This is a genomic window from Nocardiopsis camelliae, assembly GCF_028993595.1.
Lineage (GTDB): Bacteria > Actinomycetota > Actinomycetes > Streptosporangiales > Streptosporangiaceae > Nocardiopsis > Nocardiopsis dassonvillei.
Genome location: NZ_CP118614.1, coordinates 6635077 through 6650132 on the forward strand (window position 1 = coordinate 6635077; position 15056 = coordinate 6650132).

The 15056-nt window shown below is 73.2% G+C and carries 14 protein-coding genes; 2 read left to right on the plus strand and 12 right to left on the minus strand.

Features of this window, described 5'->3' with window-relative positions; all coding sequences use genetic code 11:
- Complete coding sequence (locus tag PV789_RS28930) at positions 1 to 1326, minus strand: activator-dependent family glycosyltransferase (protein ID WP_274975458.1); 1326 nt, start codon at positions 1324 to 1326, stop codon at positions 1 to 3.
- A gap of 338 nt (positions 1327 to 1664) precedes the next feature.
- On the opposite strand from PV789_RS28930, the gene PV789_RS28935 reads away from it, so the two are divergent.
- Positions 1665 to 2651 (plus strand): aldo/keto reductase, encoded by a 987-nt coding sequence (locus PV789_RS28935; RefSeq protein WP_274975459.1) that lies wholly within the window; start codon positions 1665 to 1667, stop codon positions 2649 to 2651.
- A gap of 21 nt (positions 2652 to 2672) precedes the next feature.
- On the opposite strand, the gene PV789_RS28940 is transcribed toward PV789_RS28935, so the two are convergent.
- From PV789_RS28940 to rfbA, 8 genes are all read right to left on the minus strand, one after another.
- Positions 2673 to 2948 carry a phosphopantetheine-binding protein gene (locus PV789_RS28940; RefSeq protein ID WP_094805408.1) on the minus strand — a complete coding sequence of 92 codons (276 nt, stop codon included), beginning with the start codon at positions 2946 to 2948 and terminating at the stop codon, positions 2673 to 2675.
- Positions 2945 to 4432: an amino acid adenylation domain-containing protein gene (locus PV789_RS28945; RefSeq protein ID WP_274975460.1), complete on the minus strand. Its 1488-nt coding sequence runs from the start codon at positions 4430 to 4432 to the stop codon at positions 2945 to 2947. Before PV789_RS28945 ends, PV789_RS28940 begins: the two co-directional genes overlap by 4 nt.
- Complete coding sequence (locus PV789_RS28950; protein ID WP_274975461.1) at positions 4429 to 5574, minus strand: acyl-CoA dehydrogenase family protein; 1146 nt, start codon at positions 5572 to 5574, stop codon at positions 4429 to 4431. Before PV789_RS28950 ends, PV789_RS28945 begins: the two co-directional genes overlap by 4 nt.
- A gap of 15 nt (positions 5575 to 5589) precedes the next feature.
- Positions 5590 to 6630, minus strand: coding sequence for a ketoacyl-ACP synthase III family protein (locus PV789_RS28955; protein WP_274975462.1), 1041 nt, complete (start codon positions 6628 to 6630; stop codon positions 5590 to 5592).
- A 132-nt stretch (positions 6631 to 6762) separates the two neighbouring features.
- On the minus strand, positions 6763 to 8262 hold the full coding sequence (locus tag PV789_RS28960; protein ID WP_274975463.1) for an aromatic amino acid ammonia-lyase: 1500 nt from the start codon (positions 8260 to 8262) through the stop codon (positions 6763 to 6765).
- Positions 8259 to 9371, minus strand: a complete 1113-nt coding sequence (locus PV789_RS28965; RefSeq protein WP_274975464.1) for an AMP-binding protein — start codon at positions 9369 to 9371, stop codon at positions 8259 to 8261. Before PV789_RS28965 ends, PV789_RS28960 begins: the two co-directional genes overlap by 4 nt.
- A gap of 113 nt (positions 9372 to 9484) precedes the next feature.
- A complete protein-coding gene (gene rfbB, locus PV789_RS28970; RefSeq protein ID WP_274975465.1) occupies positions 9485 to 10477 on the minus strand; it encodes a dTDP-glucose 4,6-dehydratase in 993 nt (330 codons plus the stop codon).
- Positions 10474 to 11370, minus strand: coding sequence for a glucose-1-phosphate thymidylyltransferase RfbA (gene rfbA / locus PV789_RS28975; protein ID WP_274975466.1), 897 nt, complete (start codon positions 11368 to 11370; stop codon positions 10474 to 10476). Before rfbA ends, rfbB begins: the two co-directional genes overlap by 4 nt.
- Positions 11371 to 11704: 334 nt before the next feature.
- Here rfbA and PV789_RS28980 point away from each other — a divergent pair, with 334 nt between their 5' ends.
- Positions 11705 to 12913 carry a nucleotide disphospho-sugar-binding domain-containing protein gene (locus PV789_RS28980; RefSeq protein WP_274975467.1) on the plus strand — a complete coding sequence of 403 codons (1209 nt, stop codon included), beginning with the start codon at positions 11705 to 11707 and terminating at the stop codon, positions 12911 to 12913.
- 22 nt (positions 12914 to 12935) lie between these two features.
- Here the strand turns inward: PV789_RS28980 and PV789_RS28985 are convergent, their stop codons facing one another.
- The 3 genes from PV789_RS28985 to PV789_RS28995 all read right to left on the minus strand — a co-directional run bounded on the left by PV789_RS28985 (position 12936) and on the right by PV789_RS28995 (position 14968).
- The gene (locus tag PV789_RS28985; protein WP_274975468.1) at positions 12936 to 14186 is read right to left on the minus strand and encodes an activator-dependent family glycosyltransferase; all 1251 of its coding nucleotides are present in this window, start codon (positions 14184 to 14186) and stop codon (positions 12936 to 12938) included.
- Positions 14187 to 14229: 43 nt separating this feature from the next.
- Positions 14230 to 14793, minus strand: a complete 564-nt coding sequence (locus PV789_RS28990; protein ID WP_274975469.1) for an N-acetyltransferase — start codon at positions 14791 to 14793, stop codon at positions 14230 to 14232.
- Between the two features lie 76 nt (positions 14794 to 14869).
- A complete protein-coding gene (locus tag PV789_RS28995; RefSeq protein WP_013155722.1) occupies positions 14870 to 14968 on the minus strand; it encodes a hypothetical protein in 99 nt (32 codons plus the stop codon).
- Positions 14969 to 15056: the final 88 nt, after the last annotated feature.

The following is a 15056-nucleotide window of genomic DNA, read 5'->3' on the forward strand; positions in this document are numbered from 1 at the left end:
TCAGGCGCCGCCGCCACGGGCCGCCGTTGTCCCGCTGGCGGGACCGTCCCTCAGGCGGGGGGCGCCCAGTTCCTCCAGGACGCGGGGCAGGCCGCGCACCGCCTCCGCCGGCGAGGGCATGGCGGCCATCTCCCCGCTCAGGCGCCGCGCCGCCTCGGCGTGGGAGGGGTCCTCCAGCAGGCGCCGGGTCGCGTCGCGGACGCTGTCGGCCCCCGCCTCGCCCGACCGCACCACCAGCCCGGCCCCCTCCCGCTCCACCAGCCGCGCGAGCAGGGGGGCGTCGAGACGGGGGCCGGGCACGAGGAGCTGGGGGACACCGTGGGAGAGCCCGGAGCACAGGGTCCCCGGCCCCGCGTGGGTGATCATGACGTCGCAGGTGGGGGCCAGGACGTGCAGGGGGGCGTACCCCACCAGCCGCACGTTGTCCGGGACCGCGCCGAGCGCGGCCTCCTCCTCGGGGGGCAGGGTCGCGACCACCTCCGCGTCCAGTTCGCCGAGGCCGCGCACCACCTCGGCCAGGGAGAACGTGTGCCCGCCGAACCACTCGGTCGTGCTGCTCCCCACGCTGAGGCAGACGCGGGGGCGGGTGGGTGGTGTGCGCAGCCAGTGGGGTACGACGGCGCGTCCGTTGTAGGGCACGTAGCGGATGGGCAGGCGGTGGGCGCCGGTGGGTGCGGGTACGCCCAGGGAGGCGGGCAGGTAGTCCAGGGTGGCCTGGCCCCGGACGAGGGTTTCGGAGAAGTCGACGCCGTGGCGGGCGGCGCGGTCGCCCAGCCATGCGGCGAGGGGGTCGTCGCGTTCCTGCGGGGGCTGTCGTTCCATGTGGCGCCGGTACTGTTCGCGCATCGCGGCGAACAGGTCCAGGCTCCACAGGAAGCGCACGTGCGCCGCACCGCACGCCTCCGCCGCGACGGGGGCCGCGAACGTCGTCGCCTCCCATACGACCAGGTCGGGGCGCCACTCGCGGCAGAAGGCGACCAGGTCCTCCAGCATCGGGTCGTTCACCATGCGCCACCACCAGGCCGCGGTGTCGCGCACGCCCCAGCGCATCTCGTCCCAGGACAGGTCGCCGGGCCAGCTCTCCCCCACGTCGAACAGCCCCGGGGCATCGCCCTCGCCCCACTGCGTCACCAGCTCGAACCGCTCGCGCAGCAGGTGGTCCCGCCCGACCGGGACGGCGGGCAGGCCCGCGCGCCTCAGGAACCCCGCCAGGTCGGGCTGGCTGGCGACGCGCACCTCGTGCCCGGCGGCGCGCAGCGCCCACGCCAGGGACACCATGCCGATGAAGTGCGTCTTCTCCGCGTAGGAGGCGAGTAGTACACGCAAGGGGTCATCTCCCAGATGGAAGGCGGAACCCGCCTCCGGGGCCGGGGCGGGCGCCGCGCGGCTCGGCGGCGGAGGAGGGGGCCCTCGGCCGCGTCGGGTTCACGGGGCCCGGGATACGGTGCCATTCGTCCGCCGGGAGCGGGTCGGTCCCGGCCCGAATCCGCCGGACCGGAGCATACCGGCGCGGCCTTTCCCCGGAACGTGGCAGCCTTCCCCCGACGGCCTTTCCTGCTCCGGAAAAGCGGCGGCCTACCGGTGGGCTTCTGTAGCGGATGACAGCTCCGTCCGACCCCGAATCCCGTTTTCTCCGCGAGAGACACCATGAAACAGGGGAGAGAATGCAGTACACACGCCTTGGCCGGACCGCTCTGGAGGTCAGCCGGCTCTGCCTGGGAACGCTGAATTTCGGCGTGAACACCCCGAGGGACGAGAGTTTCGCGATGATGGACAGGGCCCTCTCCCACGGCGTCAACTTCTTCGACACCGCCAACCACTACGGATGGCAGGTCCACAAGGGCATGACCGAGGAGCTCATCGGCGAGTGGTTCGGCAGGGGCGGCGGACGCCGCGAGCGCTCCATCGTGGCCACCAAGGTCTTCAACCCGATGAGCGACTGGCCCAACGACCGCGGCCTGTCGGCCCGCCACATCATCGCCTCGTGCGAGGGGTCCCTGCGGCGGCTGGGCACCGACTGGATCGACCTCTTCCAGATGCACCACGTGGACCGCAACGCGCCGTGGGAGGAGGTCTGGCAGGCGATGGAGATCCTGGTCCACCAGGGCAAGGTCCGCTACGTCGGCTCCTCCAACTTCGCGGGCTGGCACCTGGCGGCGGCGCAGGAGGCCGCCAACCGCAGGAACTTCCTGGGCCTGGTCTCCGAGCAGTGCGCCTACAACCTGGTGACGCGCCACGTGGAGCTGGAGGTGCTCCCCGCGGCGCAGGCGTACGGCATCGGGGTCCTGACCTGGTCGCCCCTGCACGGCGGCCTGCTCGGCGGCGCCATCCGCAAGCTGCGCGAGGGCACCGCGGTCAAGACGGTCAAGAGCCGGGCGATGCAGGCTCTGGAGGAGCGGCGCGAGACGATCGCCGCCTACGAGGACCTGTGCGACGAGCTGGGCAGGGACCCCGCCGAACTGTCCATCGCCTGGGTCCTGTCACGCCCGGAGGTGCACTCGACGATCGTCGGGCCCCGCACCCTGGAGCAGTTCGACGGAGCGCTGCGGGCCCTGGAGACGGGGCTCGGCGACGGGGCCGGCGAGCGGATCGACGCCCTGTTCCCCCCGGTCGGCAAGGGCGGCCCCGCCCCCGAGGCGTGGTCCTGGTGACCCCGGGAGGGCCGGGGCCGCTCAGGCCTCCCCGGTCCTCCCGGCGCACAGCATCGCCGCGATGCTGCGGACGTCGGTGAACGCGCGGGGATCGATCCTCTCGGCCCGGATCGGCACGCCGAGGCCGGTGTGGATGTGGTTCATCAGGACGGCGGTGTTGAGGGAGGTGAGCACGCCCCACTCCCGCAGCGGCGAGTCCTCGGTCAGCTCGCCGTGGGGGTCGCCGTCCAGGAACCGGTCGCGAACGAAGAGCAGGAGGAGCTCCCGCACCTCCTGCTCGCTGGCGTCCTTCGTCACGTGTTCTCCCTCCGCTCCGGAGCACGCGCCCGGCGGGCGAGCTCCAGTCTGTCGGTCTTGCCGTTGGGTGTGCGCGGCAGCGCCTCGGTGAAGCGCACCGCGTCCGGGATCATGTAGGCGGGCAGGTGCCGCGAGGCGTGGCGTTTGAGCCCCAGCACCCCCAGCCGGGCACCCCTCCTCAGGACGGCGAACGCCGTGATGGCCGCCGTGACCCCGCTCCCGGTCACCACGACGGCCGCCTCCTCGACGTCCGGGCTGCGCTCCAGCGCCGCCTCCACCGCCCCCGGCTCGACGCGGTACCCGCGGACCTTGGCCATGTGGTCGCGGCGCCCCAGGAACTCGAACACGCCGTCCTCGCGCACGCGCGCCAGGTCGCCCGTGGCGTAGGGGCCCTCCACGGGCGGCACCCCCCAGTAGCCGAGCATCACCGTGGGGCCGTCCACCACCAGTTCCCCGGCCTCGCCCGGAGCCGCGGGCCCGCCCGTGTCCGCGCGCACCCAGACGCGGTTGCCCGCTGTGGCCCGGCCGATGGGCAGCGGCCCCCCGTCCTCCAGGTCGGCGGGCACCACCTCGTGGAAGGTGCACGCGTTGGTCTCGGTGGGTCCGTACAGGTTGAGCAGCCGTGCGGGGCTCCACTCCGCCAGGCGCCGGGCGTACTCCGGGGGGAGCGCCTCCCCGGCGAAGAGCACGGCGCGCAGGGCCGGAGGCGGGGGCCGGTCGGCGAGCCCGCCGTCGCGGAGCATCAGCACCAGCGCCGAGGGCACGGAGTACCAGACGGTCACGCCCTCGCTGTGGACGAGGTCCACGAGCAGGTCGGGCGCGAAGGAGTACCCCTCGGGGATCAGCGTGACCGACGCCCCCGCGCTGAAGGCGGTGTACAGGTCCAGGACCGACAGGTCGAAGGTGAGCGAGGCGTGGTTGGCGAAGCGGTCCCCCGGCCCCGCGTCCAGCTCCCCGCGGGCCCACTCCACGAAGGCCAGGGCTCCCGCGTGGCTCACCGTCACGCCCTTGGGCCTGCCGGTGGACCCCGAGGTGTAGAGCACGTAGGCGGGCGCGTCCGCGGGTGCGGTGCAGGCGGGGACCGGCCCGCTCCGCGCCGGAGGGGCGTCGATGTCGAGGAACGCCGTGTCCGCGCCGAGGCGTCCGCGCAACCGCTCCAGGTCCGCGGCGGCGGCGCAGACCACACGCGGCCGGCAGTCCTCGGCGATCCGCAGGACGTGGTCCGGCGGCATCGCGCCGCTGGCCGGAACGTGGACGGCCCCCGTCCGGAGCACCGCCTGGGACGCGGCGACGGCGCGCAGGCCCTTCTCCGCCCAGACCAGGACGCGTTCGCCGGGGCCCGCGCCCAGCGCCGCCAGGTCGGCGGCCATGGCGTCGGCCTCCGCGTCCAGCTCCGCGTAGGTCCGCTCCCGGCCCCCGCAGCGCAGCGCGGTGCGCTCGGGCGCCTCGCGCGCGGAGCGGCGGACCAGGTCCTGGAGGTTCACAGGCCCTCCCCCCGGGCGATGATCTCGCGCTGGATCTCGCTCGTGCCCGAGACGAGGGTGCCGGGCAGGGCGTCGCGCAGCCGCTGCTCCATCCCCGTGGCGACGAGGTAGCCGGAGGAGCCGAAGAGCTGGACGGCGTCGAGCCCGTTGGCCACGGCCGCCTCGGTGACCGCGACCTTGGCCAGGGCGACGGCGGTGTCGGCCTCCGGCCTGGCCCGGTCGAGCAGCCAGCAGGCGCGGTAGAGCAGGAGGCGGGCGCCCTCCAACCGCTGGCGCATCGCGGCCACGCGGTGCGAGACCGCCTGGAACTCGCTGATCGGCCGCCCGAACTGCCTGCGGCCGCGCGCGTGCGCCGCGACCCGGCCCATCTGGTCCTCCATGGAGCCCAGGTAGATCGCCGGGAGGCAGGCCCGCTCCCAGGCCATGGAGAACTGGAAGACCGCGTTCCCCTGCCCCTCGGCGCCCAGCCTGAGCGAGGCGGGCACGCGGCAGCCGGAGAAGGTCACCGGCGCCGCCGCGCAGGCGTGCAGACCCGCCTTGCGCAGCGTCGGGCCGACGGTGACCCCGGCCGTGCCGCGCGGCACGGCGAACGCGGTGACGCCGAAGAAGCCCGCCGACGGGTCGGTGACCGCGTAGGCGACCAGGACGTCGGCCTCGGCGGCGTTGCTCACGAAGGACTTGGTCCCGTCGAGCACGTAGCCCCCGTCGTCCGGCCGGGCCGTGGTCGCCATGGCGTTGACGTCGGAGCCCGCCCCCTCCTCGGTCGCGGCGTTGCCCGCGACCAGTTCCCCCGCGGCCATGCCCCGGAGCAGGTCGGTGACCTCCGGGCCGCGGCCGAACTCGCGCATGGGGACGCCGCAGGCCAGCAGGTGGGCGGCCACCGCGAAGGGCAGCCCGGCGTCGGGGCAGGCCGAACCGAGGGCTTCCAGGGCGAGGGCGGTGTCGAGCGCGCCGAGCCCTCCGCCGCCCACGGAGGCGGGCAGGCACGCGCCGGTCAGTCCGGCCTCGGCCGCGGTCCGCCACTCCTCGCGGGTCAGCGGCTGGTCGTGTTCGCGGGGCGGGGCCCCGCCGAGGCGGTCCCGGACGAGCGCGGCGACGCGCTCACCCCTCTCCCGCTGCTCGGGGGTCGGGTCGAAGTCCACGGTGTCCCTTCGGTCTCAGGAGCCGGACGGGGGTTCGGCGATCCTCACCACGGCGCAGGAGACCGTCATCCCCGAGCCGAGTCCGCCCAGGATGACGTGGTCCCCCGGCCCGACCTCGCCCTCGTCCATGAGGTGGCGCAGGCCGATGAAGGGGTCGGCCGCGCCGATGTGCCCGATGGTGCGGCCGTGTTCCCACGTGGAGCGCTCCATCGGCAGGCCGAGGACCTCCATCCAGCGGTGCTCCACCGCCTCGGGGCCCAGGTTGCCGAAGGCCGCCCGGGAGACGTCCCCGAAGCCCACCCCGGCCTCGGCCAGGGTCCGGCCCACCAGCAGCATCATCTTCTTCTGGAGGGTGAACCAGGCGATGTTCACCTCCGGGTCCAGCTCGCCCCTCCGGGCGTGGTCACGGGCCCTGGCGCGGAAGTCGAGGAGCGAGCCGGTGGTGGCCGCGGGCGGGAAGTCCGGCTCGCCCGAGCGGTGGTGCTGCTCCAGTTCGGGGACGACCATCGACCCCACCGCGAGCACCCGCGCGGGCCCGGGGCGACGGCCTAGGAGGACGGAGCAGGCGCCGTCGCCCAGCACGAAGGCGCCCGACCGCCACCGGTCGACGCCCGGGGTGCCGAAGTTGTCCGCGGCGACGAGGAGCGCCGTGGCGTCCTCGGGCGCCTCCCTCAGGTGGGGGACGCACAGCTCCATGGCGGTGAACAGGGCGTTGCACCCCTGGCGCACCTCGGCGGCGATGACGTCGCCGCGGACCAGGTGGTGCTGGAGGTGGTACTGGGGGAACCAGCCGTCCGGGCCCTGGTGCCAGGTGTCGGCGTACAGCAGGACGCGCACGTCGTCCGGGCTGGCCCCGGCCCGTTCGAAGGCCTCGCGGGCGCTGCGCAGCGCCATCTCCGGCGCGGGCAGGTCGTCGGCCACGGCGGCGCCGACCATGTCGTGCACGGCGGCCTCCTCCGCCGTCGTGAGGCCCCGTTCGACCGCGGACCGCACGCTCACCCGGGCCTCGGGCAGGTACACGCCGAGGCCGCGGATCCATAGTTCTGGCGTCTTCAAGGGGAACCCTTCCTGTCCGGTCGCGGCGGGCGGCCGGGGCCCGCCCGGATGCGCGCCCGGTGGGCGGCGCGCCCCCGGACCGGGGCGCGGGACGAAGGTAGCGAAGGGCCGGGGCGCCCGCCCCGGCCTCCGTCACAGCTCCGGCAGGGGCCACCGGTCGGCTCTGCGGGCGGCCTCCGCGGCCAGGGCGTCGCGCACGGCCCGCACCTCGGCGGCCAGGGGGCGGTCGCGGTCCAGCGGCGGGCTGAGTTCGGCGATCCGGGCCCACGGCCCCGCCTCCTCGGACCGGCCCGAGAGCGCGGCGAGCTGCGCCAGGCCCACGCCGAGCGAACCGACGACGAGCCAGGCCAGCTCGATCGCCTGGGCCACGGAGTTGGCGCCGTTCAGCGCCATCGGCACGTGGTCCTGGTTGCCGTTGTTGCAGGGCAGGGCGGTGAGGCTGGCGGGCGTCACGAGCTGGCGGATGCGCGAGACGAACGAGGTGGCGCTCACCTGGACCCCGGCCAGACCGCTGCCCGCGCCGGGCCGGGGGGTGAGCATGGGGGGCAGGCCCCCGTTGGTCTCCGAGGCGCAGAGCAGGGAGAGCTGCCGGTCGGCCAGGTAGGCGACCTGTTGGAGGGCCAGACCGATCTGGTCCGAGCACAACCCCACCGGCATCGCGTGGAAGTTGCCCCCGTGCAGGACCTCGCCACCGTGGCTTACCGGGTTGTCGGTGGTCCCGACCGCCTCGCGCAGCAGGATGCGCGAGGCGGCGGAGAGCTGGTCCAGGACCGCGCCCAGCACCTGCGGCGCGCACCGCAGGCTGTAGGGCTCCTGGAGGGGCCGCGAGGGCGCGCGCTCGGCGCCGGCGGGCAGGTCGGACCTGATCCAGGCCGCGACCGCGGTCTGGCCCGCCTGGCCCCGAACCTCGGAGACACCGTGCGCGTACGCCTGGGGGTTGGCCCCCAGCAGGTCCGCCATCCGCGCCGTCATCATCGCCGAGGCGCGCACGACGTCCTCGACCTGCTGGTGGTTGTGCAGGGTCACCGCGAGGCCGACCCCGCTGCCGTTGACGAAGGAGAGGGCCTCGCGGGCGCTCCAGCGCACGGGGGCGGCGCCCAGGCGGGCGAGGGCCTCGTCGGCGGGCACGCGGGACCACCGGCCGGGGCCGTCGGACACCCACGCCTCCCCCTGACCGGCGAAGGCCAGGGCGGCGCTGGCCAGGGGCTGGAGGTCGCCGCTCGCGCTGACGGTGCCCTCCCGCGGGATGACGGGTGTGAAGCCCCGGTTCCACAGGCCGACGAGCTCCTGCCAGAAGTCGACCGAGACCGCCGAGTAGCCCCGGCGCATGCTGGTGAGGCGCAGCGCGACCACGAGCCTGCTGACCTCGGGCGGGAGCGGCTCGCCCTGGGCGCTGCCGAGGTGGGAGATGAGCCCCTCCCCCTGCTCGCCTGCGGACTCCGCCGCGGGGAAGGCCACGAGCGGGCCGAAGCCGCGCGTGACTCCGTAGACGTCGGCGCCCCCGGCCAGGTGCTTGGCCATGGTCGTGGCGCTGGCGCGCATGCGCGAGAGGTCCTCCTCGGTCCATCCGATGCGTGCGTCCGGCTCGGCATGGCGGAGGACCTCGGCCAGGCTGCTCGGCGTAGGCGTCAACTGTCCACTCCTTCGGGGCGGGCGCGCGCCGGCTGCACGCGCCGTAGTTTGCCTGTCTCGGAGCGGTCGATCCGCTCCACCGCGCACACCCTCCGCGGGCGGTACGCGATCTGGTCCAGGGCCCGCGCCATCTCGTCGGCGCCCGGGACGCCCTTCTCCCCCGGTACGACCAGCAGGTCGAAGTGCTCGCCGGTCAGGGGGTCTCGCACCGGGACGCAGGCTAGGTCCTCGCATTCCAGGGCCCCGGCCAGGGTCTCCTCCATGGCGTCCAGGTCCAGGCGGCGGCCGTTGACGTTGACCAGCCGGGTCCTGCGTCCGGCGAAACCGAAACCGCGCTCTCCCACGCGGACCACGTGGTCGTCCATGCGGCACTCGGGGCCCGCCGTCCCGTCCTGGGGGCGGGCCAGACGGGGGCTGCGCACCACCAGGGGCGCCTCCGCAGCCGGGTCGGCGGGCCCGTCGCCGAACTCGACGTCGGGGAAGAGGTGCCACGGCGGGTCGTCCGGGCCCCACACCCGGTGGGCGACGCCACCGGTCTCCGTGGACCCGAAGACCTCCACCAGGCTCGCCCGGTCCCCCAGCCCGGCCATCAGGTCGACCGCGCTCTGCGGCAGGACGGCCGTGCTGTGCACGAAGGCCAGGTGCTCGGCGGATGCGAGCCACTCCCGGCGCTGCCGCAGGATGCGGAAGGTCCAGGGGATGGCCATCACCGCCCAGCGGCGGCCGTGCGCCGGCGGGAGCGGCGCGAACTGGGAGACGTACCAGACCGGCACGCCCAGGTAGGCGGGCACCAGCACGCTGGCGAGCATGCCGTAGACGTGCCGGGGCGGCGCGAAGGACAGGACCGCCTCCGGGCGGTGGCCGACCACCAGGTCGGCGAGCAGGCGGGCCTCGTCCATGAGCTGCTCACGGGTGCGGAACCAGGACCGCGGCCGCCCCGTGCTCCCCGAGGTGAAGAACTCCGTCTCGGGCGGGAGGAGTTCGGCGAACAGCCGGTCGGCCGGTTCGTCCGCCTCGTCCCAGCGCACCGTCCACGGGCGCTCGGTGAGTTCGGGGGCCCGGGGCAGCTTCGCCATGAGGTCGCCGGGGGTCAGCTCGTCAACCGCCACGTGAGTCCTGATCCGATCGTGGTCGTGTCCCGGACCGGTCCGGGAGCTGTGCGGATGGGGCGCGCCCGCGGGCCCGTGTCCCGCCGGCGGGACGCGGCCCGGGGCGGGGCCCGTCAGTCGTCCTGCCGGGGGAGGCGCTTCTTCAGCGGCTCCCACCACGCTCGGTTCTCCGTGTACCAGACGACGGTGCGGGCCAGACCCTCCTCGAAGGAGACGGAGGGGCGGTACCCGAGTCTGGTCTCGGCCTTGGAGCCGTCCACGGAGTAGCGGCGGTCGTGGCCCTTGCGGTCGGCCACGAAGCGGACCATCGAGCCGTCGCGGCCGAGCAGTTCCAGGAGCGCCTCGGTGACCTCCAGGTTCCGCTTCCCGACCGAGCCGCCGATGTTGTAGACCTCGCCGGGCTCGCCGTGCTCGGCCGCCAGGGCGAGGGCGTCGCAGTGGTCGTCCACGTGGACCCACTCCCGGACGTTGCCGCCGTCCCCGTAGAGGGGGACCGGGAGGCCGTCCAGGAGGTTCGTCACGAAGAGGGGGATCATCTTCTCGGGGAACTGGAAGGGCCCGTAGTTGTTGGCGCAGCGGGTGACGCAGACGCGCATCCCGTAGGTCCGGTGGAAGGACCGCGCCAGCAGGTCCGAGGCGCTCTTGGAGGCCGAGTAGGGGGAGTTCGGCTCCAGGGGGTCGCTCTCGACCCAGGACCCCGTGCTGAGGGTTCCGTAGACCTCGTCGGTGGAGACGAGGACGAAGTTCTGCACGCCCTCGTTGAGCGCGCTGTCCAGCAGGTGGAACGTGCCCAGGACGTTGGTGCGCACGAAGCACCCTGCGTCGGAGATGGAGCGGTCGACGTGGGTCTCGGCGGCGCAGTGGACCACGGTCGAGACCCCGCGCATGAGGCCGCGGACGAGCTGCTCGTCGCAGACGTCCCCCTGGACGAACGTCATCCGGGGGTGGTCGGCGACGGAGGCGAGGCTCTCCGTGGTGCCCGCGTAGGTCAGTTTGTCCAGGACCACGACCTCGGCGTCCGCGAAGCGCGGATAAACGCCTGCGAGCACGCGCCTGACGAAGTTCGAACCGATGAATCCGGCTCCACCGGTGACCAGGATCTTCATACGCCCGCACCCTGCCATACCCCGGCCGCCCGGCGGGCCGCCTCCATGACGTACTCGCCGTAGGGCGAATTCTGCATTTCCTCCCCGAGGCGATAGCACTCATCGGCACCGATGAAGCCCATGCGCAATGCGATCTCCTCGAGACAGGCGACTCGGACTCCGGATTCCCGGGCCATGGTGGACACGTACCGGCCTCCCTCCAGCAGGGATTCCTCCGTGCCGAGGTCGAGCCAGGTTATCTCGTTCCCCATGGTCACGAGTTCGGCTCTTCCCATTTCCAGATAGGCGCGGTTGACATCGGTTATCTCAAGTTCTCCGCGCCCGGAGGGCTCGATCCGCTCAGCGATGTCTACCACGTCCTGGTCATAGAAATAAAGCCCGGTCACCGCGTAGTCCGACTCCGGCTCGGAGGGCTTCTCCACCAGGGAGGTGAACCTGCCCTTTTCACCGAAGCCCGCCACGGCGTAATGCCGGGGGTCGCTCACCTTGCACCCGAACAGCGTGCAGCCGGAAGTGGAGGCGGCAGCCCTGCCGAGGAGGACCGGAAACCCTTCGCCGTGGAATATGTTGTCGCCCAGCACCAGGGCGCTGCGGGTTCCGCGAATGTGCTCCCTCCCGATGAGGAGCGCCTCGGCTATACCCCTGGGCTCTTTCTGGACCGCGTATTCGATCTCTATTCCCAGATGGCTTCCATCACCCAGGGCCTGCTGGATGAGGGGGAGGCTCTCTGCGTTCGATATCACCATGATCTCCCGGATACCGGCCATCATGAGCACGGAGACCGGATAGTAGAACATCGGCTTGTCATAAACCGGGAAAAGGTGCTTGGAGACGCTTCGCGTGGTGGGGAATAGGCGGCTCCCAGTACCGCCTGCCAGCACAATACCTTTCATGGTGACTCCCAACGGTGGCCGAACATCGATATTGCTGGGCAAGCACACCACGGATGCGCCGTGGTGCTTTGGTCAGCGGCCTGGACCCGGCACTCGGTGCTAGGCTCTCCGAACCTCTCCCGAAGGAATCCTCACAACAGTACCGTCACGCTGCCTCGGGAGAGGAGAACAGCCCGGAGTGCAGCACCCGCAATGAACATGCCGCGGGCCGGACTTGTCAAGGATCGGTGTCGGCTTTCACTCCTCGGACCATCGGGTCATCGAAATCTCGGAAGTGGGGAACACGTTGCGAATCGTCGTCGCGGCTTACGCGGACAAGGCTTATTTCTTTAGCATGGTGCCGACGGCGTGGGCGCTGCGCGCCGCCGGGCACGAGGTCCGGATCGTCACCCAGCCCTCCATGACCGACGCCGCGGCGGAGACGGGCCTGACCGTGGTCCCGGTCGGCGGCGACCACACCCTGGCCGAGGTGCTGGCCCACGCCCGCGAGCAGCAGGGCGAGTCGATCTTCGACCTGGCCGAGGAGCGGCCGCAGATGCTGGTGCCGGAGAAACTGCACCACGCCTACGAGGAGTACGTCACCTGGTGGTGGAAGCTCGTCAACGAGCCGATGGAGCGGGACCTGGTCGCCTTCTGCCGCGAGTGGCGCCCCGACCTCGTGCTGTGGGAGCCCAACACCTACTCCGCGGCGATCGCCGCGGAGGCGTGCGGCGCCGCGCACGGGCGGTTCCTGTGGAGCGTGGACCTCTTCGCGCGCATGCGGCGCCTCTACCTGGAGGCCGCCGACGCCACGCCCGGGCCCGACCCGCTCAGGAGCTGGCTGGAGGAGAGCGCCGACCGGTACGGGGTGGAGTTCTCCGAGGACCTCGTACTCGGCCAGTTCTCCGTCCACCAGCTCCCGGAGGCGCTGCGGTCGCGCGAACTGGAGAGGACGGGCACCCACCTGAGCGTGCGCCCGGTCCCCTACGCCGGGAGCGCCGTCCTGCCCCCGTGGGCGCGGGCCGGGTCCGAGCGGCGGCGCGTCCTGGTGGACTGGGGGTCCTGGAGCCGGACCGCCGAGGGCGCCGCCGCCCTGGTGGACGTCATCGACGCCTGCGCCGAGATCGGCGCCGAGGCCGTCGTCCTCTCCCCCGCCTCCCGTCGGGACTCCCTGCCCGCACTGCCCGAGGACGTGGTGGTGACCGACTCGGGGGCGGCCCACATGCTCATGGGCTCCGGCTCGCTGATCGTCCACGGCGGCGGCTTCGACGTGTGCTGCAACGCCGTGGTCGAGGGGCTGCCGCAGCTCGTCGTGCTCAACACCGAGCAGTTCGACGCCGCTCCGCTCTCGCGGGCGCTCCGGGAGCGCGGGGCCGCGCGCGTACTGGCGGTGGAGGAGGTCCTCACCCGGGGCGTGGACGACCTCCTCACGGAGCTCCTGGACAGCGGGGAGGTACGGGCGGCGGCCGGACTGGTGCGCGACGAGGCTCTGGCCGTGCCCGCCCCGGACCAGGTGGTACCGGAGCTGGAGCGCATCGCGGCGGCCCGTGGCGGCGGCGCCTGAGTGCTCCTCCCGCAGGCCGTGTTCAGGTGCGGGTGAGCCTGGTGAGGGTGCGGGCGAGGTCGGCGGGGGCGGGCATGGCGTCCATCCGTTCGCGCAGGGCGTGTGCGGCCTTCGCGTGGCGGGGGTCCTCCAGGAGGGCGCGTACGCCCTCGGTGACGGTGGCGGCGTCCAGGCGGTCGGGGTCCACGACCCTGCCCGCCCCGGCCCCCTCCACCAGCCCCGCGAGGACCGGGATGTCGAACATCCGGGCGTTGGGCGACAGGAGTTGCGGGACTCCGTGGGCGAGGCCGGTCAGGACGGTGCCGGGGCCGCCGTGGGTGACCATGGCGGCGCAGGTGGGGGCCAGGGCGTGCAGGGGCACGTACTCGACCAGGCGTGCGTTGCCGGGGACCGCGCCCAGCTTCTCCCGCTCACTTGCGGGCAGGGTGGCCACCACCTCCACGTCCAGGCCGGCCAACCCCTCCAGGAGGGTCGCGACGTCGACCGTGTAGCCCCCCAGGCGCAGCGCCGCCGTCGTGCCGAGGCTGAGCCCGATCCGGGGTCGGTCGGGGGGTGTGCGCAACCAGTCGGGGACGACGGCGCGTCCGTTGTAGGGCACGTAGCGCACCGGCAGGTACTCCAGATGCGGGGGAGTGTCCACCCTCAGAGGTGCGGGCACCTGCTCGACGGTGGCCTGGCCGTGGACCAGGGACTCGGAGAAGTCCACCCCGTGCCGGGCGGCCCGGGCCCCCAACCACTCGGCCAGGGGGTCCTCCCTCCGGGAGGCGGGCTGCTCGCCCATCCGCGCCAGGAAGGTCCGGCGCACCCTGCTGAACAGGTCCACGCTCCACAGGTGGCGCACGTGGGCGGCCCCGCACGCCCGGGCCGCGACGGGGGCCGCGTAGGTGGACGGCTCCCACACGACCAGGTCGGGGCGCCACTGGCGGCAGAGGGCGACCAGGTCGTCGAACATGGGGTCGTTGACCGTCCGCCACCACCAGGTGACCACCCCGCGGTAACCCTGGAGGAGGTGGTCCCAGGTCAGGACCTCGTCCCGGTCCTCGGCCATGTCGAAGTCCAGGTGCCGGTCCGCCCGGCCGTCCCGGCTGATCCTGGCGAAGTGGTGGTCGCGGCCCACAGCGGTGAAGGGCAGCCCCGCCCCGGCCGCGACGGACTCCAGGTGGGGCTGGCTGGCCACCCGGACCTCGTGCCCGGCGGCACGCAGCGCCCACGCCAGGGGCACCAGCCCCAGGAAGTGGGTCCGCTCCGCCTGCGTCGCGAACAGCACCCTCATCCCGGCGCCCCCCGCCGGAGGGGGCCCGTCCGCGGGACCGCGCTCACGCCGTCCTCCCGGCCGCGGCGTCCCGGACGTAACCGGTCCCGGCCGCGTCCCACGCCTCCCGGTAGACGGCGAAGATCCGCACCGAGCGCAGCCGTTGGCCGTCGAGCACGTACTCGGAGAGCGTCCCCTCCCGGTGCACCTCGACGCCGCTCGCCCGCAGCGCGGGCAGCCCGCTGTCGACCACCCAGAAGTAGACCTTGCGGATGTTCCACATCGCGAAGGCGTAGTTCACGGCGAGGGCGTGGGCGTGCTCCACGCCCTCGGGGCCCAGCACCTCCGGGTCCGCGGCCACGGAGCACTTGACGTAGCGCCCCAGCGGGTTCAGGGAATGGAGGGAGGCGTAGCCCCCGACCCCTCCCGAACCCGGTTCCTCCGCGAGGAACTGCGCGGCCACGCCCTCGAACTCCTTGGGCCACAGGGACGCGAAGACGTCCCTGCTGGGAAGGCCCCCCAGCCCGTGCCGCGAGAGCTCGTCGTGGACCGCCTCCCCCGACCTCTCCGCCGTGGAGGCGAGCCTGACGGCGCGCGTCACGATATGCGGGAACACGATCTCCTGCACCACATCTCCCGTCGCCCCGAACGGGGCAGAGAAAAGCGCTGTGAAGAATGGATTTCTCCACAGCGCGTCAGAGGAATCAGCTGCAACCGACGTAGCTGAGACCGCTGTTCAGCAGAACGGCTTCATCGAGGACGGTGTCCATCTCCTGAAGGGACAGGACGTCAGAGAGAACCATGGCTGGCCTCCTTTCCTGCGCGTGGGCCGACACTGGCGGGACAGAACCTAGGACAATTCCTCCGGCTCGACAAGAAGGCGGACCGGAC